Source organism: Mesorhizobium sp. M7A.F.Ca.US.007.01.2.1 (assembly GCF_003998165.1).
Classification (GTDB): Bacteria; Pseudomonadota; Alphaproteobacteria; order Rhizobiales; family Rhizobiaceae; genus Mesorhizobium; species Mesorhizobium ciceri.
Window position 1 is genome coordinate 1 of the sequence record NZ_RZQP01000101.1, and the last position, 21,344, is coordinate 21,344.

Annotated in this window: 19 protein-coding genes and 3 pseudogenes; 11 read left to right on the forward strand and 11 right to left on the reverse strand. The window is 61.3% G+C overall.

Annotation, left to right across the window (positions count from 1 at the left end; all coding sequences use genetic code 11):
- Window positions 1-1,993 (reverse strand): AI-2E family transporter (locus EN949_RS18850; protein ID WP_164753945.1); only part of this gene is annotated, 1,993 nt, incomplete at its 3' end.
- A gap of 229 nt (window positions 1,994-2,222) precedes the next feature.
- Here EN949_RS18850 and EN949_RS18855 point away from each other — a divergent pair.
- The 6 genes and pseudogenes from EN949_RS18855 (at window position 2,223) to EN949_RS18885 (ending at window position 10,834) form a co-directional block, all read left to right on the forward strand.
- A complete protein-coding gene (locus EN949_RS18855; protein WP_127366959.1) occupies window positions 2,223-3,293 on the forward strand; it encodes a histidine kinase dimerization/phosphoacceptor domain -containing protein in 1,071 nt (356 codons plus the stop codon).
- A 446-nt stretch (window positions 3,294-3,739) separates the two neighbouring features.
- Entirely contained in the window at window positions 3,740-4,198 is a 459-nt protein-coding gene (locus EN949_RS18860) for a BA14K family protein (protein WP_127366958.1), read from the forward strand.
- A 676-nt stretch (window positions 4,199-4,874) separates the two neighbouring features.
- Window positions 4,875-5,183: pseudogene (locus EN949_RS36580) on the forward strand (DUF1236 domain-containing protein).
- Between the two features lie 220 nt (window positions 5,184-5,403).
- Window positions 5,404-5,508 (forward strand): annotated as a pseudogene (locus EN949_RS18875) (transposase); the annotation flags it as partial.
- A 602-nt stretch (window positions 5,509-6,110) separates the two neighbouring features.
- A complete protein-coding gene (locus tag EN949_RS18880) occupies window positions 6,111-7,370 on the forward strand; it encodes a DNA repair exonuclease (RefSeq protein ID WP_127371174.1) in 1,260 nt (419 codons plus the stop codon).
- Window positions 7,367-10,834, forward strand: a complete 3,468-nt coding sequence (locus EN949_RS18885; protein WP_127367259.1) for an AAA family ATPase — start codon at window positions 7,367-7,369, stop codon at window positions 10,832-10,834. The genes EN949_RS18880 and EN949_RS18885 overlap by 4 nt, the downstream gene beginning before the upstream one ends.
- Window positions 10,835-11,055: 221 nt before the next feature.
- On the opposite strand, the gene EN949_RS36585 is transcribed toward EN949_RS18885, so the two are convergent.
- The 6 genes and pseudogenes from EN949_RS36585 to EN949_RS18910 form a co-directional block, all read right to left on the reverse strand.
- A complete protein-coding gene (locus EN949_RS36585; RefSeq protein ID WP_348629898.1) occupies window positions 11,056-11,487 on the reverse strand; it encodes an MFS transporter in 432 nt (143 codons plus the stop codon).
- Window positions 11,465-12,289, reverse strand: coding sequence for an MFS transporter (locus EN949_RS18890; protein WP_245462103.1), 825 nt, complete (start codon window positions 12,287-12,289; stop codon window positions 11,465-11,467). The genes EN949_RS36585 and EN949_RS18890 overlap by 23 nt, the downstream gene beginning before the upstream one ends.
- A gap of 48 nt (window positions 12,290-12,337) precedes the next feature.
- Window positions 12,338-13,081: an SDR family oxidoreductase gene (locus EN949_RS18895; RefSeq protein WP_127371751.1), complete on the reverse strand. Its 744-nt coding sequence runs from the start codon at window positions 13,079-13,081 to the stop codon at window positions 12,338-12,340.
- 31 nt (window positions 13,082-13,112) lie between these two features.
- The gene (locus EN949_RS18900; protein WP_064992981.1) at window positions 13,113-13,508 is read right to left on the reverse strand and encodes a cupin domain-containing protein; all 396 of its coding nucleotides are present in this window, start codon (window positions 13,506-13,508) and stop codon (window positions 13,113-13,115) included.
- Between the two features lie 20 nt (window positions 13,509-13,528).
- Window positions 13,529-13,941 (reverse strand): annotated as a pseudogene (locus tag EN949_RS18905) (cyclophilin-like fold protein).
- 53 nt (window positions 13,942-13,994) lie between these two features.
- On the reverse strand, window positions 13,995-15,185 hold the full coding sequence (locus EN949_RS18910) for an MFS transporter (RefSeq protein WP_064992506.1): 1,191 nt from the start codon (window positions 15,183-15,185) through the stop codon (window positions 13,995-13,997).
- 150 nt (window positions 15,186-15,335) lie between these two features.
- On the opposite strand from EN949_RS18910, the gene EN949_RS18915 reads away from it, so the two are divergent.
- Together EN949_RS18915 and EN949_RS18920 are read left to right on the forward strand one after the other, a co-directional pair.
- The gene (locus EN949_RS18915) at window positions 15,336-16,229 is read left to right on the forward strand and encodes a LysR family transcriptional regulator (RefSeq protein ID WP_127371274.1); all 894 of its coding nucleotides are present in this window, start codon (window positions 15,336-15,338) and stop codon (window positions 16,227-16,229) included.
- A 449-nt stretch (window positions 16,230-16,678) separates the two neighbouring features.
- Complete coding sequence (locus EN949_RS18920; protein WP_348629619.1) at window positions 16,679-17,572, forward strand: hypothetical protein; 894 nt, start codon at window positions 16,679-16,681, stop codon at window positions 17,570-17,572.
- Here the strand turns inward: EN949_RS18920 and EN949_RS18925 are convergent.
- The 4 genes from EN949_RS18925 to EN949_RS18940 form a co-directional block, all read right to left on the reverse strand.
- A complete protein-coding gene (locus EN949_RS18925) occupies window positions 17,559-18,599 on the reverse strand; it encodes a nucleotidyl transferase AbiEii/AbiGii toxin family protein (protein ID WP_127371275.1) in 1,041 nt (346 codons plus the stop codon). The genes EN949_RS18920 and EN949_RS18925 overlap by 14 nt on opposite strands.
- The gene (locus EN949_RS18930) at window positions 18,596-19,264 is read right to left on the reverse strand and encodes a DUF6088 family protein (protein ID WP_064992982.1); all 669 of its coding nucleotides are present in this window, start codon (window positions 19,262-19,264) and stop codon (window positions 18,596-18,598) included. Before EN949_RS18930 ends, EN949_RS18925 begins: the two co-directional genes overlap by 4 nt.
- Window positions 19,265-19,377: 113 nt before the next feature.
- Window positions 19,378-20,154: an exodeoxyribonuclease III gene (gene xth, locus EN949_RS18935; protein WP_064992509.1), complete on the reverse strand. Its 777-nt coding sequence runs from the start codon at window positions 20,152-20,154 to the stop codon at window positions 19,378-19,380.
- An 18-nt stretch (window positions 20,155-20,172) separates the two neighbouring features.
- The gene (locus EN949_RS18940; protein WP_127367837.1) at window positions 20,173-20,355 is read right to left on the reverse strand and encodes a DUF3606 domain-containing protein; all 183 of its coding nucleotides are present in this window, start codon (window positions 20,353-20,355) and stop codon (window positions 20,173-20,175) included.
- 78 nt (window positions 20,356-20,433) lie between these two features.
- On the opposite strand from EN949_RS18940, the gene EN949_RS37125 reads away from it, so the two are divergent.
- From EN949_RS37125 to EN949_RS37260, 3 genes are all read left to right on the forward strand, one after another.
- A complete protein-coding gene (locus tag EN949_RS37125; protein WP_164754000.1) occupies window positions 20,434-20,895 on the forward strand; it encodes a hypothetical protein in 462 nt (153 codons plus the stop codon).
- The gene (locus EN949_RS37130) at window positions 20,892-21,194 is read left to right on the forward strand and encodes a hypothetical protein (protein WP_064992511.1); all 303 of its coding nucleotides are present in this window, start codon (window positions 20,892-20,894) and stop codon (window positions 21,192-21,194) included. The genes EN949_RS37125 and EN949_RS37130 overlap by 4 nt, the downstream gene beginning before the upstream one ends.
- Window positions 21,182-21,344 (forward strand): hypothetical protein (locus EN949_RS37260; protein ID WP_348630608.1); only part of this gene is annotated, 163 nt, incomplete at its 3' end. The genes EN949_RS37130 and EN949_RS37260, both read left to right, overlap by 13 nt.

Here is a 21,344-nt window from a genome sequence, read left to right on the forward strand (position 1 = left end):
AGCTTGCAACCGCAAGCGGCGCTTTCTTCGCGACGGGCGGGCGCCGGCCCAAGCGACGCTTGGCTGCGAGCTTGAGCGCGACCGGCGGCCCCCTGGACAGGGCGCCACGCACTGCGTCGACCATGCTATGCGCCACGAAGTCTGCATTGATGTCATTGGCCAGCTTGGCGGCCGCCTCCTTGTCGTCGTTGCCGGCCTCCGACCAGAATATGATGCCCACCCGCAGAGCGACCTTGGCGCGCTTCAATCGGCGAACCAGAAAGCGGGCGTGCTTGACGGAATCCCGGTTCAGGAAGCCGACCACGACGGTGTCGACAGCGTCGAGTTCGAGGCGACGAATGCTCGCCGGTTCCATATCGGCGAAGCTCGCCCTCGACACAGTGGCGCTCTGGACTTCGAGCACCTGCGCCAGCATGGCGGCGGCGGCATCGTCGAGTTCGCCACGCCCGCCGGCACAAAGAACCGACATGTCGGTGCCATCGGGCAGTTGGGGATCGGTCTCACCCTCTCCCTCCGCCTCTTTTGCCGCATCCGCGCCGGCATCCCCGGTCGCGGCCGGCTCATCGTCCTCAGCCGCCTCCTCCTGGGCGCTGTCGGCGAGATTGGCCACGAGCATCTGGGCGCTGGCCGCCACTTGCCGCCGCTGCTGGTCGCCCATTACGCCACGGATGCGGTCCTGCTCGCCGAGCAGAAGCGCCGGAATGGCGACCTTGTCGTAGAATTCGACCAGATATTTTTCCTCCAGAATTTCCTCGGCATGGTCGGTGGCTTCCTCAGGATCGCTGGCCAGCAGCCGCTGGTAGAGCCGGGCATGAGGCTCGAGCACCGGCTCATTGCCAAACAGCACGTCGAGGAATTCGAACTGCGGCACGTGCCTGCCGAGTACGACGAGGCAGACCGTGAGCGGCGTCGACAAAACCAGACCCAATGGCCCCCAGAGCCAGGTCCAGAAGATCGCCGCGACAATGATGGCCAATGGCGAGAGCCCAGTCCGCGAGCCGTAGAGCCAGGGCTCGATGACGTTGCCTGTGATCATCTCCATCGCTACGAAGAGCCCCGCAGTCCACAGCACCAGCGACCAGCCAGGCGCGACGGCCAGCGCCAGGAACAACGGCAGCAGCGCGCCAATGACCGGGCCGATATAGGGAACAAAGCGCAGTGCCAGCGCCAGCAATCCCCATAGCAGTGCATTGGGTATGCCCAGAACCCACAGTCCGACCGTGATCGGTATGGCGTAGACGATGTTCACGACCATCTGCATAAGCAGATACCGGCCGACCCGCTTGCCGGCCTCCTGGAGCGCCTCGGTGGTTCGGTGAAGATCGCCATAGCCGACAAGCCGGATGAAACGATCGCGCAGGTCCTCGCGCTCCAGCAACATGAAGATGACGACGATGACGATCAACCCTGCCGACGCCAGCGGACTGATCAGCGGGCCGACCAGATTCTGCAGAACCTGGAGCGGCTTTTCGCGCGCGACGACCTCCACTGGCACCGGCTCGCGCCGTGGCTTGTCCGCGGCGGCCTGTGACGGCTCCTGCCTGTCAATCTCCTGGCCGACGCGCTCGATCACCCCGCTCAGTCTGGCAACGATCCCTCCGCCGACGCCGGTTTCCTTGAGGGACCTGACCTTGGTCAGGATGTTTGCCTGATAGAGCGAAATATTCTGCGCCAGTTCGCTGACCTGCGTGGCGACAACAAAGGAGAACAAGGCAAGTGCCGCGAATGCACCGAGCACACTGACGATGACGGCGGGAAGGCGGGGAATGCCGGCTCGCTTCAGGACGGAAACCACAGGGGCGAGCGCGAAGGTCAGCAGCAGCGCGATGGCGATCGGCAGAAAAACCTCGCGCCCGAAATATAGCGCAGCCACCGCCGTCACGATGGTAGCGACGGTGGGCAATGCCATGCGCGGGTGGACGTTAGCAGCGGAAAGTATGCCAGCTAGCCCGGGTTCCGACGGCTGCGTGCCGGTTCGACGATTGGCCGCCACTTGATGCCTCCACACTGCCACTGCCATGATCAAGGATATTTAGCTGGCGTGCAACTGTTGCATCTTCGCGCATGGGCAGCCCGACGACGCGCTTGCCAGCCCCAACAGGAAAGCCGGACGGGCAATTTGTGGTGATGCGTCAGCTCGATTCATTTCGCGACATAGGTCCGGCAATAGTATAGCGATGTTTCCGAGCGGAGGCAGAGCGCCTCCAGATCGGCCACAAGCCTTGTTCCATCCTATCGCCAATATCGAAGACGCGCAGACGCTGGCGCAGGCGATCGTCAACACGATTGCCGAGCCCTTCCTCGTGCTCGATGAGCAGTTTCATGTGCTGGCGGCCAGCCGCTCCTTCTATCAGACTTTCAAGGTCGACCCCGAAGAGACAAACGGCGCCCTGCTCTATGCGCTCGGCGACGGCCAATGGGACATCCCGGCACTGCGCCTGCTCCTGGAGACCATCATCCCTGAGAAGACCGCGATGGACGGCTTCGAGGTCGAGTGTGATTTCCCCAATATCGGCCAGCGCACGATGCTGCTCAACGCGCGCAAGGTGCTCTACGACCACAGTTCGGCCGTCACCATCCTGCTCGCCTTCAACGACATAACGGCGCGCCGCGTCATCGAGCGGGAGAAGGAAGAGCTTTTCGGCCGCACCGAGGACCTGCTGCGTCAAAAGGATGTGCTGCTGCGCGAGATGGAGCACCGGGTTGCCAACAGCCTGCAGATCATCGCCAGCATCCTGCTGCTGAAGGCGCGCTCGGTCTCCTCGGAGGAGAGCCGCCAGCACCTGAGGGATGCCCATCAGCGGGTGCTGTCGGTGGCTGAAGTGCAGCGTCATCTCCATACCTCGGCGGGTATCGACGAGATCGATGTCGGCTCCTATTTGCCGAAACTGTGCAGCAGCCTGGCATCGTCGATGGTCGGGGATGCCCAGCCGATCAAGGTCAACGTCACGGCGCAGGGCGCCAGGATAGACTCGCAGAAGGCGGTGAGTCTCGGCCTGATAGTCACCGAGCTTGTCCTCAACGCGATCAAATATGCCTTCCCTTTGGAGAAGGCGAAGGCGTTGATCCAGGTGACCTACGAGACCGATGGCAGCGACTGGAAGCTGACGGTCTCGGACAATGGAGCCGGCAAAGCCGCCGTCGAGGCGCCAAGCGGGGGCCTCGGAACCGCCATTATCGAGGCGCTGGTCAAGCAGCTCGAGGCCAAAGTGGAGATCATCAGCGACGCCGGCGGCACCAGCGTGTCGGTGACCAGGGCGACGTTCACCTCACGCATACCGCGGGCGGCGTAGCCTTTGCACGACATTCGGGCCAGTTCCGCCAGCCGTGGAACCACTCGCTGCCGCTTCGCTCCGCTGCCGCTTCTCCAGCCGGCCTCTCTTAGCTGAACAGCCGATGCCAGTCGCGCCGGCGGCTCAGCGCTCGCACCGAGTGACGAGAATCTCGCATCGCAAGTGCAATTTGTCGTCCTGTACCCGAAGTGACGTTCGGGGTCGTGTTGGCAGCAATAGTCGTCGCACTCTTAAGTCGTGAAAGCCGTTTTAACTCCGCCGCACCATTAACGGTCATTTCGCTTCTCCCAGAGTATTGGGCACGCATAAAAATAATTCCAAGCGACAGCTTGCCGGAATGTACAGCATATAAAGTTCGCATTCCCTTGAAGCGCAGACGGAACCACAACGCGATTAAATCGTTTTAAAGTCATAAGGGACGTCAACCACCCCTTCAAGGAGAAGAAATGATAAAGATCGTATCGGGTTTGCTGGCGGCCACATTGTCAGTGTCTTTCGCCGCCGCCGCCGCCATGCCTGCCGCCGCCGCCGGGATATTCCTGCCCCAAGCGCCATCCGCTTCATCCGATGTGCGGGCGGTCGACTACAAGCCGTGGATGAAGCACCGGGGCGTCCACCGCAATCGAAATTTTTCGCAAAATGATGGCACCACTTGGAATGGCCATCGCGGCTATCGTGACTATCATCGCGGCTATCGCCGCCATGGCGACTACTGGTTTCCCCTGGCGGCATTCGCCACTGGCGCGCTGATCAGCAGCGCGATCATCAACAACAACCAGAACCGTGTTCACCGAGGCGATGCCCATGTGGAGTGGTGCTACGACCGGTACCGGAGCTATCGCGCTTCGGACAACACGTTCCAGCCCAACTACGGCCCTCGTCAGCAGTGCAATTCGCCCTACTGATAAAGCATGAGCCGATGCCGTCTCAGGCAAGCCCGCTACCGCAAGGTGGCGGGTTATTCTGCACATTGCGTAGATCGAGCCATTCTGGCGGTGTGGTGGTGCAGGATTTCGGGCCCGACACGGCGTGGCCCGCAATGTACTAAAATGCCTGCGCTCTTCCAGCCGAATTATAAATCCATCACGGCGGAACAAGAACGGCGCACAATCGTTTTCTTCAAAAGTGATAGTTTTTCTTTATAGACAACTAAAGATAAAGGGTGCCGTTTTGAACAGCATTATTTGGATAGTCGGAGCTGTAGTTATCGTACTAGCGGCACTCAGCTTTTTTGGCTTGCGTTAAGCCGCTCACCTGACGGCAGGCACAAGAACACAAATCATCAAAAGGGCGGCAAGCGGCGAACATGGCCGGGAGCACTCATAGGAGGCGAATATGGATATCACGACAATTCTGGTCATTGTTCTTATTGTCATTCTGCTAGGCGGCGGCGGCTTCTATGGCCGTGGGCGCTGGTACTAAACCGCGAAGATCACTGTCGGGACCTCGGTCCGACACCCAACTTAGTCAGCCCGCGTCCTCAGCCAGGGGCGCGGCTAGCCATTTGGTTTCGCGACGAGATCCAGCCAACCCGGTCGCCCGCGAAGCCTTCAAAGGCGAAGCCCATCGCAGTAGCTCATAGTGAAGAATTATCTTATCGCTGCCGCCGCCGGTCTGTCCTCGTCGCCGGTATTGGTGCGGCCATCGCAGAGGACGTCATCGTGGTTGCTCCCAAACAGCAGACCGACCTACGCGAATACTGCACAAGCAGCATCTTGCGTCGATCAGCCTGCCGGGCGTCGAACTCAATGTCGGTTCGGCTCTGCCCGACACCATCGAACCTGCATGCGATCGACGTGCCCAACGTGAGATACAAGTACGTCGTCGTTGCAGATCACGCGATTCTGGTTGATCCGGATTACCCGCAGGATCGTGCAGGTTATCGATTGACCAGCCCTCGAAGGAACAAACGCCTTGCTGATGTGTTGATAGACACATCGAACACCTTGAGTGTTTGGTCGCTAAAAAGTCCGCTTCCAAAGTCCCCCTCTGGAGTGCGGGTTTTTTGCGCCTCCCACCCTACCCATGCCGGTGTGCCTTCCGATCCGAACTGGTCGTTGGGAGGGTTTCCAGAAACCTTGCCCAAGGGGCTGAGCACTCCGATGGCGCCAAGGGCGGCCGCCCTGATGCGATGATGATGTTCAAGGTCCTGGTTCTGCAGGCGCTCTGCAGTCTCTCGGACGACCAGGCCGAGTTCCAGATCCATGACCGACTTGATTCTGTGCAGGTCGCCGTCCGGCGGCCGCATGTGACGTAACCGACCTCTGTCCGCTTTGGGCCAATCCAGGCCCCATGTCATCGAGTTGAACGTCCGGAATTTGCTCAGCGTGCCCAGAAGCTGCCAACCTGCTTCCGGCCCACTTCGGTCATTCACGGCCGATAGCCGAAGTGAGCCATTGCTGTTGACGTCGAAAACACATGGGCCGCCACTACATGTTCGCCTTTTGTGCTTCGAAAGTCGCATACAGAGGCAGACTTGAATTCGTGCAATAATTCAATCTGTTCGCTTGAGGTCGCAGGCGAGTTCCGTTGCGGCCGAGATTACCCGTAGCATCTGGGCATCCGGCGCTGCAGTCGCTCCGATAGATTGCCCCCAGACAGGCTCCCGGGTTCTAAGGATCAATCGCGATCCCGAGAATGTTCGACATTCGGGCGGTGTTTTGCAACTCCCTGTCAACGCGAAATGGCCTCACCCCGGCACACAGCCAAGAACCTTGCTCAAGGGCGACCTATACCCGAACGCCAACACCCCTATCTTGAGATTTTCCTGTCGAGCCGCGGTCGAACACTCCTATAATTGTGACCGGAGACTTCCCCATGCCATTTCGATTCGTTCACACCGCCGACATTCATCTCGACTCGCCGCTGCGCTCGCTGGCCCTACGAAACGGCGACCTTGCCGAACTCGTCGGAGACGCCAGTCGCCAAGCGTTTGTCTCGATCGTCGATCTCTGCCTTGCGGAACGTGTCGATGCGCTGGTCATTGCCGGCGATCTCTACGACGGCGATCAGACGTCGATGAAAACCGCCCGCTTCCTGGCGTCGCAGATGACACGGCTGCACCAGGCCGGCATTAGGGTCTTCAAGATCCGTGGCAATCATGACGCGCTATCGCGCATATCGAAGCAGCTGGTGTTCCCGGAGACGGTCACGATATTCGGTGGCCGTCCCCAGTCCGTGCTGCAGACAGCCGCCGGGCTCGACGTCATGTTTCATGGCTTGAGCTTTGCCAGCCCCAAGGCGCCGGACAGCCTGCTGCCCAAGTATTCAGTGCCGCGTGAAGGCGCGATCAATGTCGGCATTATGCATACCAGCCTGGCCGGATCGCCCGGCCACGACGTCTATGCCCCCTGCAACGCCACCGACCTGCATGCCCATGGCTTCGACTACTGGGCGCTTGGGCACATCCATGTCCGCCAGGTCCATCCCGGGGCGAGCACGGTGGTGATGCCGGGAATTCCACAGGGCAGGGACATCAATGAGGCCGGGGAGAAATCCGTCACCCTGGTGACGATACGAGACGACCGCACCGTAGAGATAGAGGAGAGGCTGACCAGCATCGCGCAATTCGAAAGGGTGAATGTCGACCTGACCGAAATGGAGGAATGGTCCGATGTCGTCGGACGAGTCCGTTCCGCACTCGAACGTGTTCGCGCCTCTGTCAAATCCCGTCATGCCGTGGTTCGTCTCGACCTGACCGGTGCGTCACCTTTGTCCTGGGCCTTGATCCGTGATCGCGACCTGCTGCTCGCAGAGGCCGAGCAGGCCGCGGAGCAGACGGGAGACACTTGGGTGGAGAAGCTCGAGCTCAAAGTGTCTCCATCCACATCCCAGACCTGCGAGGAAGCCGCCGACCCGATTTTCGAGCTCGCTCAATCCATGCGCGCCGATGCCGGCTCGGACGCGTTCCGAGCTGAGGCGAGGGCCTTGGTCCAGAAGATGGTCGCGGATCTTCCGCCTGACGGGCGCGATTTCGCCGGCAAGGACGAGGCTGAGCTGGAGTTGTTCCTCGATCGGGTGCTTGCCAACGGCGCAAATCTGGTCACCGCCCGCCTCAAGGCCGGTGGATCACAATGAGGCTGCGCCGCCTTGACCTCATCCGCTACGGCAAGTTCACCGACAGGACGATCGACTTCGGGCCGAAACCGGAATCCGGTCCCGATCTGCATATCGTCTTCGGCCTGAACGAAACCGGCAAGTCGACCGCGCTTTCTGGCTATCTCGATCTGTTGTTCGGCATCGAGGAACGCAGCCGCTACAATTTCCTGCACGAGTACAGTGCGATGCGCATCGGCGGGGTGCTCGAACTCGGCGGCGCGGAGCACACCTTCACACGCACGAAACAGCGCACCAACTCATTGTTGGACGAGACTGGCCAGCCGGTCAGCGAAATGGCGATATCGGCACATCTGGCTGGCCTGTCTCGCGACGCATACGAGACCATGTTCTCGTTGGACGACGAAACGCTGGAAGCAGGTGGAAAATCAATCCTGGAATCGCGCGGCGACCTGGGCAAGCTGCTGTTCACGGCCAGCGCCGGCCTCGGGCACGCAAGCGATACATTGAGCGTGCTCGAGGCCGAAGCGGACAGGCTCTATCGCAAACAGGCACACGGAACCGAACTTGCGCTGCTCAAGAAGCGGCTTGCGGAACTGAAGGCCAGTAAGGACGCGGTCGACACCTTGGCGTCGAATTATGAGAGCCTTGAAGCCGAGCGTCTCGACGCGACCGAAAAATACGACCGCAGCATCGCCGAACGGTCGGTGCTGTCGGCTCGGCTCGAGACCATCGCGAAGTATCTTCGGGCGATCCCGATTCTTGCCGATATCCGGCGTAAGCAAGCCCAACTGGCCGATTTGCCTGAGATCGCTTCACCGGCACGGACCTGGACCGGCAGTGTCGCCGACATGATCGAGGCCGACGCCAGCCTGAGAACGCGGCTATCCGCGAACCAGGACGAGCTCGAACGGGTGACATCGAAAATCGCCTCGGTCGACGTGGACGTGGTGATCCTTGCGATTTCCGAACGGGTTCGCGGCCTGGCCGACCGCAAGGTGCGTCACGTCTCGGCCGGCCTGGACCTGCCAAGTCGCAGGACGGAGCTGCAAATCCTCGACAATTCCGTGGCGAACTGTCTTGCCGCCCTTGGAAGGTCCTCCGAGCCAGTTCCTGCCAAACTGCTCTTGCCTGCTGCAACCATTAGCGCTGTGCGCACCATGGTCGAGCAACGATCCGGGATTGCTACCAGCGTGCGCGTTGCGCGCGAGGAGGCCGCGGCAGCCGCTGACGCGCTCCAGGCGGCACGCGACCGGGTCGGCGAAGAACGGGCCGTGCCGGAGCCTGCCAGGGCAAGGCTGGTTTCGGCTTTGTCTAGGGCCAAGGCCAGCGGCTACATGAGGGAGACAAAGGAGTCGCGCGAGGCCGCCGATGCAGGCGCAATTCGATGGCAGGCCGCGATCGCGCGTTTGCACCCCTGGTCGGGCGACTCTCAGGCACTGGCCAGGGTCGCCATTCCGAATGCTGCGCAGCTTGGCGCATGGAAGGCGCTGGCAGCAGAGCTCGGGAAGGGCAGGGGCGTCCTTTCCGATCGTCTTGCCGAGCACCAGGGCAATCACGACTTGCTTTCGGCGCGGCTGGAAGCCCTTCGTGCCTCTGTCGATGTCACCGACGATGATGCGGCCGACGTCATTCGGCGTGCCCGCGACGACGCCTGGGCAAGGCATCGCCATGACCTGACTGGGGAAACGGCGGATGATTTCGCGGCAACACTGGCCCGAGACGACAGTGTCGGCGCAGGCCGTTTGGCCAACGCTCGGGAACTGGTCGAAATTCGCAGCACAAACCGCAACCTCGTAGAAACCGCGGCCACTATCGCGCATGCGCGTGATCAACTTGCCCGGAATGGCTCAGATCGGGAGGCTGTGCTCTTGGAAATACGCACAGTCGCCAGAGAGCTGCTCGGGCCGTGCCAGGAAACATCCCCCGAACAGCTGATCGAACTGATCGAGGATCGTATCGCTGCCCGCATCGATGCGCTCGCGGCCTGGGAGGAGATCGAGCTTTCGCGCAAGAAGGCCGAGCGGGCGGTTGATGAGGAAGGTCGAATACGCCTGGAATTGAGCCGCGCGCTGGCGAGCGTCGGCGTCGGTTCGGATGTTGGTGACAGCCTAGAGACGGTCATGGCCGTGGCAGAGCTGTTTCTTGAGAGACAGTTCAAGGTGGACGCAGAGCGCACCGAGGCGCTCAAGACGGTTGGAACAAGGCAAGAGGATCTGGCCGCCAGGCGCCGCGCTGTCGAAGTCGCGGAGCGACGTGAGGATGAATGGCAGGCCGGTATTGCCGAAGCGCTCAAGGGGACCTGGCTAGAGAGAGGCATCTCGGTGCCCGGCATGGGCGGCGTCCTTGATCAACTGGCTGAACTGTCCAAGAGCCTTCAGGACCGGGAGGCCATGCAACTGCGCATCGAAAAGATGGTGGCCGACAGGGACAATTTTCTGGTCGAGGTTACCGCCGTTGCAGCCGATGCGGGCGAGGCGGACGACGACGAACCGGAACAGCTGGCGATCCGCCTTGCCCAGCGCCTGGAGCGCGCCGAGCGCATGCGCGAGGCCAAAGCAAGCCTCGTCAATGACCTGCAGCGCCTGCAGGATCAGCGTGAGATCCTCGATGCAGAGGTTTCGGCACATGAGCGCCGCAAGAACGAGGTCCTAAGCGTCTTTGGCGTGGTCACGCTAGCGGACGTCGTGCAACGCGATGAGCTGCTGCGCGACAGGGATCGCCTGCGCAAAACCGTGGCCGAGCTTGAGGAGCAGGTTTTTTCCGAGCTCGCGGTGGAAGGGTTCGAGCAGGCGCGTTCGATATTGGATGGTGTCGATCTCGACAGTATCGCAATCGAGAAGGCGGAAGCCGAGCAACGGCTTCGCGCTTCTGACGAGGCAATACAGCACCAGCTCATTCGGCAGACGCGCGCGACCGACAAGCTGGACGCTATTGGCGGCGACAGTGCTGTTGCCCGCATAGATGCCGAACGGCGCACCGTCCTTCTGGAAATCGAGGAAAAGGCCGTCCGCTATATCGAGCTGAAATTGGGAATAATGTCGGCTGGCAATGCTTTGCGCGTCTACCGTGAACGTCATCGCTCCGGGATGATGGAGCGCGCATCGGACGCATTCGCTCTCATGACGCGCGGCCAGTACTCTGGCCTGACAACCCAGCCCGTGAAGGGTGGGGAAGTGCTCATCGCGTTGCAGCGCGACGGGCAATCCAAGGTCGCCGACGCGCTGTCAAAAGGGGCACGTTTTCAGCTCTACCTGGCGCTCAGGCTTGCCGGGTATTACGAGTTCGCACAGTTTCGACCCGCAGTACCATTCATCGCCGACGACATCATGGAGACCTTCGACCATGTCCGGTCGGAGGAGGTTTTCAGGTTGTTTGGGGAGATGGCAAGTGCAGGACAGGTAATCTACCTGACACATCACCAGCACCTGTGCGAGATCGCCAAGACTGTAGTGCCGGGCGTAGCGGTCCATGAGCTCGGATGAGATTGGACTTACTTGATGCGCTGCGGAAATACCGTGCTGTTCGATTTTCCCCTTAGCTAGTCTAATCGACATTTCCAAGCGCCGGCTTTGGCGTCAGCTTTGCGCCTGAAGCCGGACCTAGAGGCCAGCTTTGCCTATTCCGAAAGCCGACGTTGCAGGCGACCGCTCGGGAGGTCGCCGTCGCGCCGCACGCGGTCATTTTCAACCTTGCGATTGAATGGCTACTTTGGCCGGTTTAACGGACGTGGGTAGCCATGCGCCTGTCGGCCTCCACGGGCATTGTACGCTAAATGCAATGCAATGGCGGTTGTACAAAAGGTGACACCGGCGCTGATAAAGAAGACAACGCTCAAACCTGCTCGATCGGCAGCCCATCCCAACGCCGGGCTTCCTAGAGCCATCGCGACGTCCAGAAAGGCCGTGTAGATGCCCATCGCCAAGCCGCGGTTTTCCGGAGATGTGCCACCAACCGCCTCCACGCCAAGCCCGGGGTAGACCAGGGAGTAGCCTAGACCCGCCAGCGCGGCTCCGAAGGAAGCAAGCACACTGCTTCGTGCCAACCCGATGAGCAGAAGCCCAGCTGACTGCACGAGCACGAACAGCAGGGCGATCTTTGCACCGCCGTATCTGTCAGGCAAATGACCGCAGACCATACGCGCTGCGATCAGCGCAGCTCCAAACGCCGTAATCCAACCCAGACCGGTCGCCAATGATTGTCGGCATACAGAAGGGAGCTGAGGCAAGGACTGAGCAGTAGCCGACGCTGGCGAGTGCGGCACCAAGTCCTGGCAGCCATACCGCGTCAAAAACCGCTCTCAAATCGGATTCTCTCTGCCGCAACTGTATCCGAGGGTTCGGCGCTCGCATGAGTGATCCCAGGACGAGCAACGGCAATAGTGTGGTCAGCAGCCCTATCGCCGCAAAGCCGTAGGCTGTGAACAACATGGTTCCCAATGGTCCGCTGAAGGCCAATGCCGCGAACATCGCAGTGCCGACCCATGCAATGACTTTCCCCGAATGCCCGGCATCCACGAGCGCCAGGCCCCAGGCCACGCCACCTGTGATGATAAAGCTCTCGGCACCGCCCAGCACCGCGCGTCCGACGACGAGAATCGAGACGGAGAGAACGGGCGAATGCGCGACGGCAACGGACAGGAGATAGAGCAGCCCGGCAGCCGCTGCCGTAACCAGGCCCACGAGAACGGCTCGTTTCCCTCCGTTCCCGTCCGCAAAGGAACCCGACCACACGCGTGAGACCAGGGATCCCGCGAACTGCGTTCCTGCAACTAGGCCGACAACGACACTACCGAATCCCAGATTGTGGCTGACGTGCAGTGGAAGAACAGGCAACGCTGCGCCGATGACAACAAACCCGGCCAACACCGCCCCCATGCTTGGCAGCAGGGTAACCGCGACCGAACGCAATGGTGTTGACGATTTCGGCAGGTGTGTCATTCGTCGAAGCAATCTGATGACGTTAGTTGGCGGAGGCTTCAGTTCGGATCACCAGGGTTGGTTGGCGGGCCCGACAGTGAACTCGTTGATCGTGGTGTCTTCCGGTGCATCGATGGCGAACGCAACGACGTCAGCGATCCGGTCCGGCGAGATTCCGTATTTGTCATAGGTGTTCTGCATCGCGGCGGCCGTACCTTCGTCGCTGATCGTTTCAAGCAGCTCCGTGTTGATCGCGGCCGGATAGATGGTCGCGGTGCGGATGTTAGTGCCTTCCATGGCGGACTCCATGCGCAGCACTTCCATGAAGTCGCGCACGAACCATTTCGTGCCTCCGTAGACCGCGCCGTTCGGGTAGGCCTTGAGCCCGGCGACTGAAGAGGTGGCGATGATGTGTCCGGATTTGCGTGCTAGGAACTCCGGCAGCACCGCGGCGACGCCGTTCAGGACGCCCTTGACGTTCACGTCGACCATCTGGTGCCAGTCGTCGGTCTTCAGTGCCGATAGTGGCGAGATCGGCATGAGGCCAGCGTTCAGGAACATGACGTCGACGCGGCCGAACGCGTTCCTGGCCAACTCGACGATAGCGTCGTTGTCGGACTGCTTTGTCACGTCCAGTTCCTTGTAGGCCGCCTGACCGCCGTTGTTCGCGATCTCGTCGACGATCCGCTTCAGCTTGTCAGCGCGCCGCGCGCCAAGCACGACCTTGGCGCCTTTGTTCGCGAGCAGCTTCGCGGTTGCCTCACCGATGCCCGATGAAGCTCCGGTGATGATTACGACCTTGTCCTTGATCATGGCAGTTCTCCAAAGTTGATGGTTTGATTTCTCAGGCGCCGTATTGTGCGTCCGTCACATGCTCCATCCAGTCGACGACCTTACCGTCCTTAACCTCCTGGAGCGCGATATGGCTCATCGCTGTCTTGGGCGACGCCCCATGCCAGTGCTTCTCTCCCGGCGCGAACCAGACGACGTCACCGGGCCTAATCTCCTCGACCGGGCCTCCCTCGCGCTGCACGCGGCCTCGGCCGGAGGCGACGATCAGCGTCTGGCCAAGCGGATGAGTATGCCAAGCCGTGCGCGCGCCGGGCTCGAAGGTCACCTGAGCGCCTTGGACTCGCGCGGCGTCGAAAGGGTTGAAGAGCGGATCGATCCGCACCGTGCCGGTGAACCAGTCAGCCGGTCCCTTGCCGGAAGCCCTGCTGCCCGCGCGAAGAATGTCCATCATTGATCTCCCTTGTGTCCTCAGATGCGTTCGATGCGGAGCGAGAACTCGCCGCGCACATGCAGGGCCTGCTCGCCCTCGTCGAAACGGCCGAGCCTGATCAGCCCGGGGTGGCGGTAGTCATCGTAGAACATCGCCAGGTTGCCCCAGGGCATGAAATAGCAGAGGTCATAGGGCTGCTCGTTGGCGAACGACCGCTTCCCTCCTCCGTTAGCTTGCGCGGCAGATAGGCAATCTTCTCGTTATGCGCGTAGTCCTCGATCTTGAGGTCCAGCGGCAGCATGGAGAAGAAGTCGCGCTCCGACGGATTGTCGTAGAGCGTGGCGGTCATGGTGCGGCCGTTAAAAGTCATCCCTATCTTCATGTCGCAGGGCTCCTGGCTGACTGGGGCCTTGCTCTCTCGGCTGGCGGCTGCGCGCGGCAAGGCCGTCACCGCGAGCGCGGCGCCGAGCAATGTCCGGCGGCTGAGCGTCGCATGCTCGATGATCACTGCGAGGATCTCCGGGCCATATGCGATGCGGCGAAGGCGGCGAGCGCCGATCCGCAGAGCAACACCGAGCCAAAAGTGAACGCTCCCCACCAGCCGACCGTATCGAAGAGCGTGCCGCCGATGGCGGCGCCCCCGGTGATGGCGAGCTGGATGACGGCGACCTGCAGCCCGCCGCCAGCCTCCGCGTCGTCCGGCAACGTGCGGCTGAGCCACGTGCCCCAACCAACGGGCGCGGCCGTGCCGAAGAAACCCCAGGCAACGAGCAGCAGCGCTGTGGGAACTGGCGAGGCGCCGAGGGCGACGAGCGCAACTGCTAGCGCGGCCATGACCAGCGGGATGACTATGAGAATGCCGAACAGGCGCGTCCGCAAACGCCGGCCGACGCACCAGGTACCGAGGACCCCCGCCAGCCCCATCGCCAGCAGGATCGCCGAAAGCGCGGCGATATCAAGCCGGGTGACGCTCTCGAGGAAGGGGCGCAGATAGGTGAAAAGCGCGAACTGGCCCATGAACAGCATCATGATCGACGCCATGCCGATGGCGACTGGAAGACGGCCCAGCAGCGCCAGCGGATTGCCTGGACGTTTCCTTTGGCGCGGGGGCAGCGCTGGAAGGCTGATCCACTGCCAGACCAGCGCCAGCAGACCGAGCGGCACGACGAGAAAGAAAGCGCCGCGCCAGCCGATATAGGCGCCAAGAAAGCTGCCTAGCGGCGCGGCGATCGTGGCCGCGATCGCATTGCCGGCGTTCAGCATGGCGAGGCCCTTTGGAACCATGCCTTGCGGCACGAGGCGCATGACGATCGCGGTCGACATCGACCAGAAGCCGCCGATCGCGACACCGAGCAGCGCGCGGCCAACCATGAGAAGTGCAAAATTCGACGCAAAGGTCACTGCGAGCCCGGATACGATCAGGAGAACCGTAAAGCCGGTGACGACCAGCCGGCGGTCAATTCGCCGGGTGAGGCCCGCGACCAAGAGGCTGGTCACGACGGCAAAAGCACCCGAAACCGAAATCGCCTGTCCGGCGCGGCCTGCGGTGATGTTGAGATCGGCTGCGATCGGGGAGAGCAGGCTGACCGGCATGAATTCCGACGCGATAAGCACGAAGACGCACAGCGCCATCGAAAGCACCGCACTCCATGCGGCGCGGTCTTTGAGGGACCTTGTGTCGTAGGTTGTTTCCATAATTGGCATCCTTGCAAGGCGACCGGGAGCGGATCAGCCGCGATCCCCGTCGCCATGCCCGGAATATATCGACGCGGAACCCATTCTATTAGACTGAGGAATTCGCATGGACTTATCTGCTTGTGATATAAATGCCGTCGGAGGTGACCTATGCAGCGGGATGGCATGAAGGATCTTCTGTGGTTCGTGGCGGTCGCCCAGGAACGCAGCTTTACCAGGGCGGCGGCCAAGCTCGGAACCTCGCAGTCGACTCTGGGTTCGACGATCAAGGAGCTGGAATCTCGTCTTGGCGTCCGCCTGCTGACGCGCACGACGCGGAGCGTTGCCCCGACCGAGGCCGGCGAGCGGCTTTTCCAATCTCTTGGCCCGCGCTTCGACGAAATCGAGGCCGACCTTGCAAGCCTGGTGGCCTTTCGCGACAAACCCTCCGGAACGGTCCGCATCATGCTATCCGACCATGCGCTCCAGACGACTGTCTGGCCGAAGCTGCAGCCCGTGCTTGGCGACTATCCCGACGTGCGCGTCGAGCTCTACAGCGACAACGGCATGAAGAACATTGTGGAGGAGCGCTTTGACGCAGGCGTGCGGCTGGGCGAGAGCATCGACAGGGATATGATCGCGGTGCGGATCGGTCCGGATTGGAGGCTCGTGGCCGTGGCTTCGGAGGAGTACTTTGCCCACCATCCGGTGCCAACCACCCCCCAGGATCTGGTCGATCATGACTGCATAAACATGCGACAGGCGACTTTCGGCGGATTGTATGCCTGGGAATTCGCCAGGGATGGGCGCGACCTTCGCGTGCGGGTAGAAGGACAACTTACCTTCAATTCGTCCATACCCATGATCGAGGCTGCGATACGCGGTTGCGGGATCGCCTATGTCCCGGAAAATCTCGTAAGCCCCCACATCGCCAGCGGACGCCTCAGGCTGGTGCTTGACGACTGGAGTCAGCCATTTGCGGGCTATCACCTCTACTACCCGAGCAGGCGGCAGCTCTCGCCTGCGATGGCGGTGATCGTGGAGGCGCTCCGGCATCGAATCTGACGCCAGCCAAGCCACTCCTTGTGCTGGGTTGTGAGGGATGATGCGGGTGGCGACGTTCCACCGCAGATCGCGGAGGCCTTCACCGTTAAGATCTTGCGACAGCAACGATCATCATCCAGCCAACTTTGAGCTTGTTTGCGATGGCTGCTCCAGGCAGTTTCGCCCTGACACCGGACAGTTCGTTCAACGGCCGAGGAGCGGCCGGTGTCGAATCAAGAAAGCTGGCGCAGATCCAGCTTGATCGGCCTCTCGGCCTTCTGAGAAAAGCGCAGACCTCGTTGCATTGGCCGCTGGATCGCCGATCGCGCTATCGACCAAGCCCTCGCGAACTAAGGTAAGGCCCGTTCGGCTCCTGCAACATGGGGACTTCTCGCCGACATCGACGCCAAGGGCACTTGCGCCTTCGTAAAGCGTTCTCCTGGCAGAGATGCGGTGAGGTGCGGCGCGCCATGATCATGAAGAGAACGGATGGGTCGAGTTCCAATGACGATGTCCCAACGGGCGCATCGGCTTCGTTCCCCTATGACAGGATCACCGTCGAACGCTTCCGGAAGAGTTTTCCCCGGGCCCGTTGGAGCGATGAACTCAAGGCCTGGTTTGTCCCGGGAAAGACCGCCGCTCGGCGTTTCAATCGTTGGCTGGAGCAAGAATTAGCCGGATCGAACGTGCATGCTGACAGCAGGGGACGCGACGCCTACGCCTTCGATCCTATCGTTTCCAAGTACCTGCTCGTGCACCAGGATCGGCTGGAGGTGCAAACACCATATTCTCGCTCGGTGGTAAACACGATGCGCGACGTGCCGTTTGCGTCCTGGGATCCCGACAGGCGCGCTTGGACAGTGCCTTTTCGCTCCTACGAACAACTGCATCGACGCTGGGCGGAAATCGAGGCTGCCGCCATTCGCAACGAGCCCGAAGCGCGAAAGCAGCGCGCGGCGCAGAGGCGCGGGTCTCCGCAAGACCTGGCGTCACGTGCACGTGCTATAGAACGCCGCCGCAGGCGCTATCCGCTCGACCCCGCCGATCTTCCACCTTTTGGCCGGCCCGTAATGACACGAAGCTTTGGTGTCGTCGTCTTCGTCGGATGCGATGGTGACTCCGTCGACGGCGAGATACTTCGTTCCCACTACTCCGACCTTCCAGACCACCATAATTATGTCTGGGGGCGATGGCGTCCCGCCGACCTCGATGAGCTCATCAAGACCTGGCCCTCGCGATCCAAGACGAAGATCGATGGAGCAGTTTGGTGGCAGCCGACTCTCGACGATTTGAGGGCCGCAAGAAAGATGGCTCGCGCATTGGAGAGAAGGCGGACGCGGCTGCGAACAATTACCCGCCGTTGATGCTCTGCTCGATCTGCCGGGCCGAGGCTAGGATGCCGTCAAAGCTTGGCGGGGTGCCGAAGATCATCGCAGTCGTGTTGGCGTAGTCGCGCGCAAGCGCATCGACCATCTTGGTCGCGGGCTCGATCGCAAAGGTCCCCGGCACTGCCGAGGCAAGATCATAGTCCGGCCGATCGAAAAACATGCGCGCGTGACGCACGCAATCGGCGCCAAGATCGAGGTTGGCGAGCGCCGCTCTCCCGGTTTCCGACTGCATGAGGCAGTGCAAATCGTAGTAATGCCGCGAGACGCGCTGACCTTCCTGCCGTAGTTCACCACGCCGCTCATACCAGCGGCGCAGCCCATGAGCGATCACCACCTTATCCCAGAAGGTCCGCGTCGCCTCGATCGTGGTGACGTCCGGCACGGCGAGGTCAACGCCGGCTGCTTCCTCGGCGACATAGGGAGTAATCGTAAGAGGCCCATGGGGATCGAGCGCTGATTTTGCGCCGGATTCAAGACGTATCGCCGGTCGGACATAGGCGCCATCGCGCGGCTCCACTTCGGGATACCAAAGCAGCAGGGTTTGCCGATCGGGATCGGCGTCATCGATTTCCACGCGCCCCGCCCCTTTGGTGACCTCTGTCAACTGGGCGGCGAGGAACGCATTGAGCGGGCCGGTGATATAGGCGCGACAGGCATCTCGGATCGCGTCCAGTTTGGCGCGGCGCTTCTTGTTCGACAATGCCTCCAGCTCTTCGACCGACGCAGGCTCCTCGAGGTCATCGCGGAACACGGTGACGTCGATATCCTCGGAGAAGCGCTTGATGAGGTCGTAGCCCTTCGACAGCGACGTGCCGCCCTTGAAGAGCAGCCGCGGTTCTCCTGCCGGCCGTTCGTGATAAAGCGCGTTGAGGGTCCAGCAGACCCAGAAGTCCTTTTCGACATTCCCGACCGGCGCGCCGATGCGGTTGGCCGTGGCGAGGAATAGATCGAGCCGATCACGCGGCGGTGCGGCAATAATCTGACGGTAGGCGGCGGTCGTCATGGCTTGCCCTCCGGCCCAGCTGTTGTGTTGAGGAGTTGGCGGAGGAACTCCTGCATCCAGATCGGGACGGCTGAAAGACCGGCGCGCAGATCCTCGCGGATCGCCTGGCCGTGCTTGGGGTCGGAAAGCAGGCGGCGCAAAGCAGTCTCGATCCGCTTGCGCTCGCTGTCTTGGGTCAGCATATCCTGCATCCAATGCAGGGCTTGGACGACCCGCATTCCCGGTCGATCCGCCCAATAAAGGCGGCTCGGCGCCGCATACTTGAAATAGATTTCCTGGCTGCCGAGTTTGATCGGCTTCAATCTCGCATCGACCAGTACCTCGATCCGCGCGGGTACGGCCGTCGTAAGCCCAAGATCGTTGGCGGCCGTCATGCCATCGATGACGGTGCGCGCGTTGTCGCGGCGTGTCACCGCCCGGATCACGGCGCGATAGTCCGGCACGGTGGCGCGGCCGGTCAGAGTATTGGTCCGCGGGCGGTCATAGAGACCGCGGTCAATCCGGCGAAGCTCTTGAGCCGCTGCCAGTCGCTGCAGGGTCTTGTCCACCGCGGAACGGGTGCCGAGATCGGCAAAGTCGCCGGGTGTCCAGACCTCCTCGGGCTTGGACTGGATGCGCGCGAGCACGCGAGAGCGAATATCGGTGTCGTGTTCGACCGCTGTCATGTCCGAAATATGCGACAAGTTTCGGACGATGGCAAGCGAGCTTCGTCCGAAGAATGCTACAAATTTCGGACAAAGCGCGAAATCTGGAACCACTGCAGCCGCTCAAACTCGGGTTATTCAAGCGCGATCCAGGCCGGCGCATGATCGCTCGGTTTCTCCCACCCTCGCGTCTCAACATCCACCCCGGCATCGCGAAGCTTGGGCGACAACGAGGGACTGACCAGCAGATGGTCCATCCGCAGGCCAGAACTCTTGTCGTAGCCGCCCCCATAGGAGTGGTTCCAATACGTATAGACCCCCTTTTCCGGATGGATGCGCCTGACCGCGTCGATCCAGCCGTCCTCGAGCATCGCGGCATAGGCTTGGCGACTCTCGGGAAAGTAAACCGCATCGCCGATCCATCGTCGCGGCACCACGGCATCAATCGGAGTTGGAACGACATTGTAGTCGCCGCACAGCACGGTCGGCGCTCCCGCTTTGAGCAGATCCTGGCCGTAGCTAATCAGGCGGTCGAACCAGCGCAGCTTGTAGTCAAACTTGGGACCAGGGGCGGGATTTCCGTTTGGCAGGTAGAGACAGCCGACGACGAGCCCGCTGATCTCCGCCTCGATATAGCGGCTATGGCTATCGTCAGGGTCGCCAGGAAGCCCGCGTCGGCGCTCGATCGGGTCAGCTCCGCGAGCCAGGATAGCGACGCCGTTGTAGGATTTCTGGCCGTGCCAGATCGCGCCATAGCCAGCATCGCCGATCGCCTCGGCCGGAAATTTCTCGTCCGAGGTTTTGAGTTCTTGAAGGCAGACGACGTCATAGCGCGTGGCCTTTAGCCACGCGATGAGGACCGGCAGACGACCATTGACGCCGTTTACATTGAACGTGGCAACCCGGAGCATCTAGCCGGACCCCGTGGTTCAGTTCTTACCTAGCTTATCCTCGACCTTCTTGCGCCTGTTCCCGACCGATTTCACGGCTGACTTCACGTCGGCCTTGCTCGCTCCGGTCTTACCCGCCTCGTATTTCACTTCGTGATCCTGCCCCCCAGCGACCTTCGCGCGGTCCTGGTTGCGTCCACGTGTTGTTCCAGTATTGGGCATTTCATCCTCCAAAAGATTGCCATTCCAGACCCAACAACGCAGCCGGACTCTTCCGGTTCAATATCTGGAAACACCGATTTGGAACCGAATGCCATTCAGGGTATTGAATCCAGCCATGTATTCGAGTTCCGCATGCCGGCCGTAGAGGCCGCCCTCAGCAAAAAGCGCTCTCGGCGCCGGGACTCAGAATCTACCCCTACATATTCGCTGCCAGCATTTCGTCCGTTCCAGCTCTGCACCCTGACAGACGCCATACCTGTGGGCAGCAATTGGCTGTTCGAAATGAAGTTCGACGGGTATCGTGCCCAAGTCTCGATTTCCGGCTCTAAAGTTGTGGTCTACACCCGCAACGGCCACGACTGGACACGACAGTTCAAGGTGATCCTGGCGCCGCTTCAGGCTCTAACCAAAGGCTCTGCACTGATCGACGGCGAGATTGTCGCGATCGACAGCCAGGGCCGCACCAATTTTTCCATGCTGAAAACCGGAATTGCCGCGGGCATGCCGCTCAAGTCTACGCCTTCGACCTGTTGGAAATGAATGGCGAAGACCTGTCGAACCGACCGCTTCTCGATCGCAAGGAGAGGCTGGAGTTACTCCTTGGAGACCGCGACGCTGGCGACAGCCTGCAGTTTTCCGGCCACATCGTCGACCGGGGCAGACAAGTCTTCGACGCCATGTGCGAGGGTGGCCACGAAGGCGTTATCGCCAAGCGCGCCGACAGCCGTTACATCGGCGACCGCACGACCAGCTGGCTCAAGATCAAATGCACCAAACGACAGGAATTCGTCGTTGTGGTTACCGCCCAAACGACACCGGCCGAAGCATGGCCTCGCTGATCCTCGGCACCTATGAGAAGGGGAAGCTGGTTTACCGCGGTCGGGTGGGGACGGGGTTCACTCAGGCCTCCTGTCGAAGGAGAAGTTGCTGGCCGGCGATATACCGGTTGGGCTGGCTAGCGGGGAGGGCGACGGCGAGGACGGTCTCGT

Bases quoted from the DNA above. Each gene is read 5' to 3' on its own strand.
- EN949_RS18880 (WP_127371174.1), top strand. From the start codon at position 6,111: ATGCCATTTCGATTCGTTCACACCGCCGACATTCATCTCGACTCGCCG.
- EN949_RS18895 (WP_127371751.1), bottom strand. From the start codon at position 13,081: ATGATCAAGGACAAGGTCGTAATCATCACCGGAGCTTCATCGGGCATC.
- EN949_RS37130 (WP_064992511.1), top strand. From the start codon at position 20,892: ATGAATGGCGAAGACCTGTCGAACCGACCGCTTCTCGATCGCAAGGAG.
- EN949_RS18900 (WP_064992981.1), bottom strand. From the start codon at position 13,508: ATGGACATTCTTCGCGCGGGCAGCAGGGCTTCCGGCAAGGGACCGGCT.
- EN949_RS18890 (WP_245462103.1), bottom strand. From the start codon at position 12,289: ATGACACACCTGCCGAAATCGTCAACACCATTGCGTTCGGTCGCGGTT.
- EN949_RS18860 (WP_127366958.1), top strand. From the start codon at position 3,740: ATGATAAAGATCGTATCGGGTTTGCTGGCGGCCACATTGTCAGTGTCT.
- EN949_RS18910 (WP_064992506.1), bottom strand. From the start codon at position 15,185: ATGGAAACAACCTACGACACAAGGTCCCTCAAAGACCGCGCCGCATGG.
- EN949_RS18915 (WP_127371274.1), top strand. From the start codon at position 15,336: ATGCAGCGGGATGGCATGAAGGATCTTCTGTGGTTCGTGGCGGTCGCC.
- EN949_RS18930 (WP_064992982.1), bottom strand. From the start codon at position 19,264: ATGACAGCGGTCGAACACGACACCGATATTCGCTCTCGCGTGCTCGCG.
- xth (WP_064992509.1), bottom strand. From the start codon at position 20,154: ATGCTCCGGGTTGCCACGTTCAATGTAAACGGCGTCAATGGTCGTCTG.
- EN949_RS36585 (WP_348629898.1), bottom strand. From the start codon at position 11,487: ATGGTCTGCGGTCATTTGCCTGACAGATACGGCGGTGCAAAGATCGCC.
- EN949_RS18940 (WP_127367837.1), bottom strand. From the start codon at position 20,355: ATGCCCAATACTGGAACAACACGTGGACGCAACCAGGACCGCGCGAAG.
- EN949_RS18925 (WP_127371275.1), bottom strand. From the start codon at position 18,599: ATGACGACCGCCGCCTACCGTCAGATTATTGCCGCACCGCCGCGTGAT.
- EN949_RS18920 (WP_348629619.1), top strand. From the start codon at position 16,679: ATGATCATGAAGAGAACGGATGGGTCGAGTTCCAATGACGATGTCCCA.
- EN949_RS18885 (WP_127367259.1), top strand. From the start codon at position 7,367: ATGAGGCTGCGCCGCCTTGACCTCATCCGCTACGGCAAGTTCACCGAC.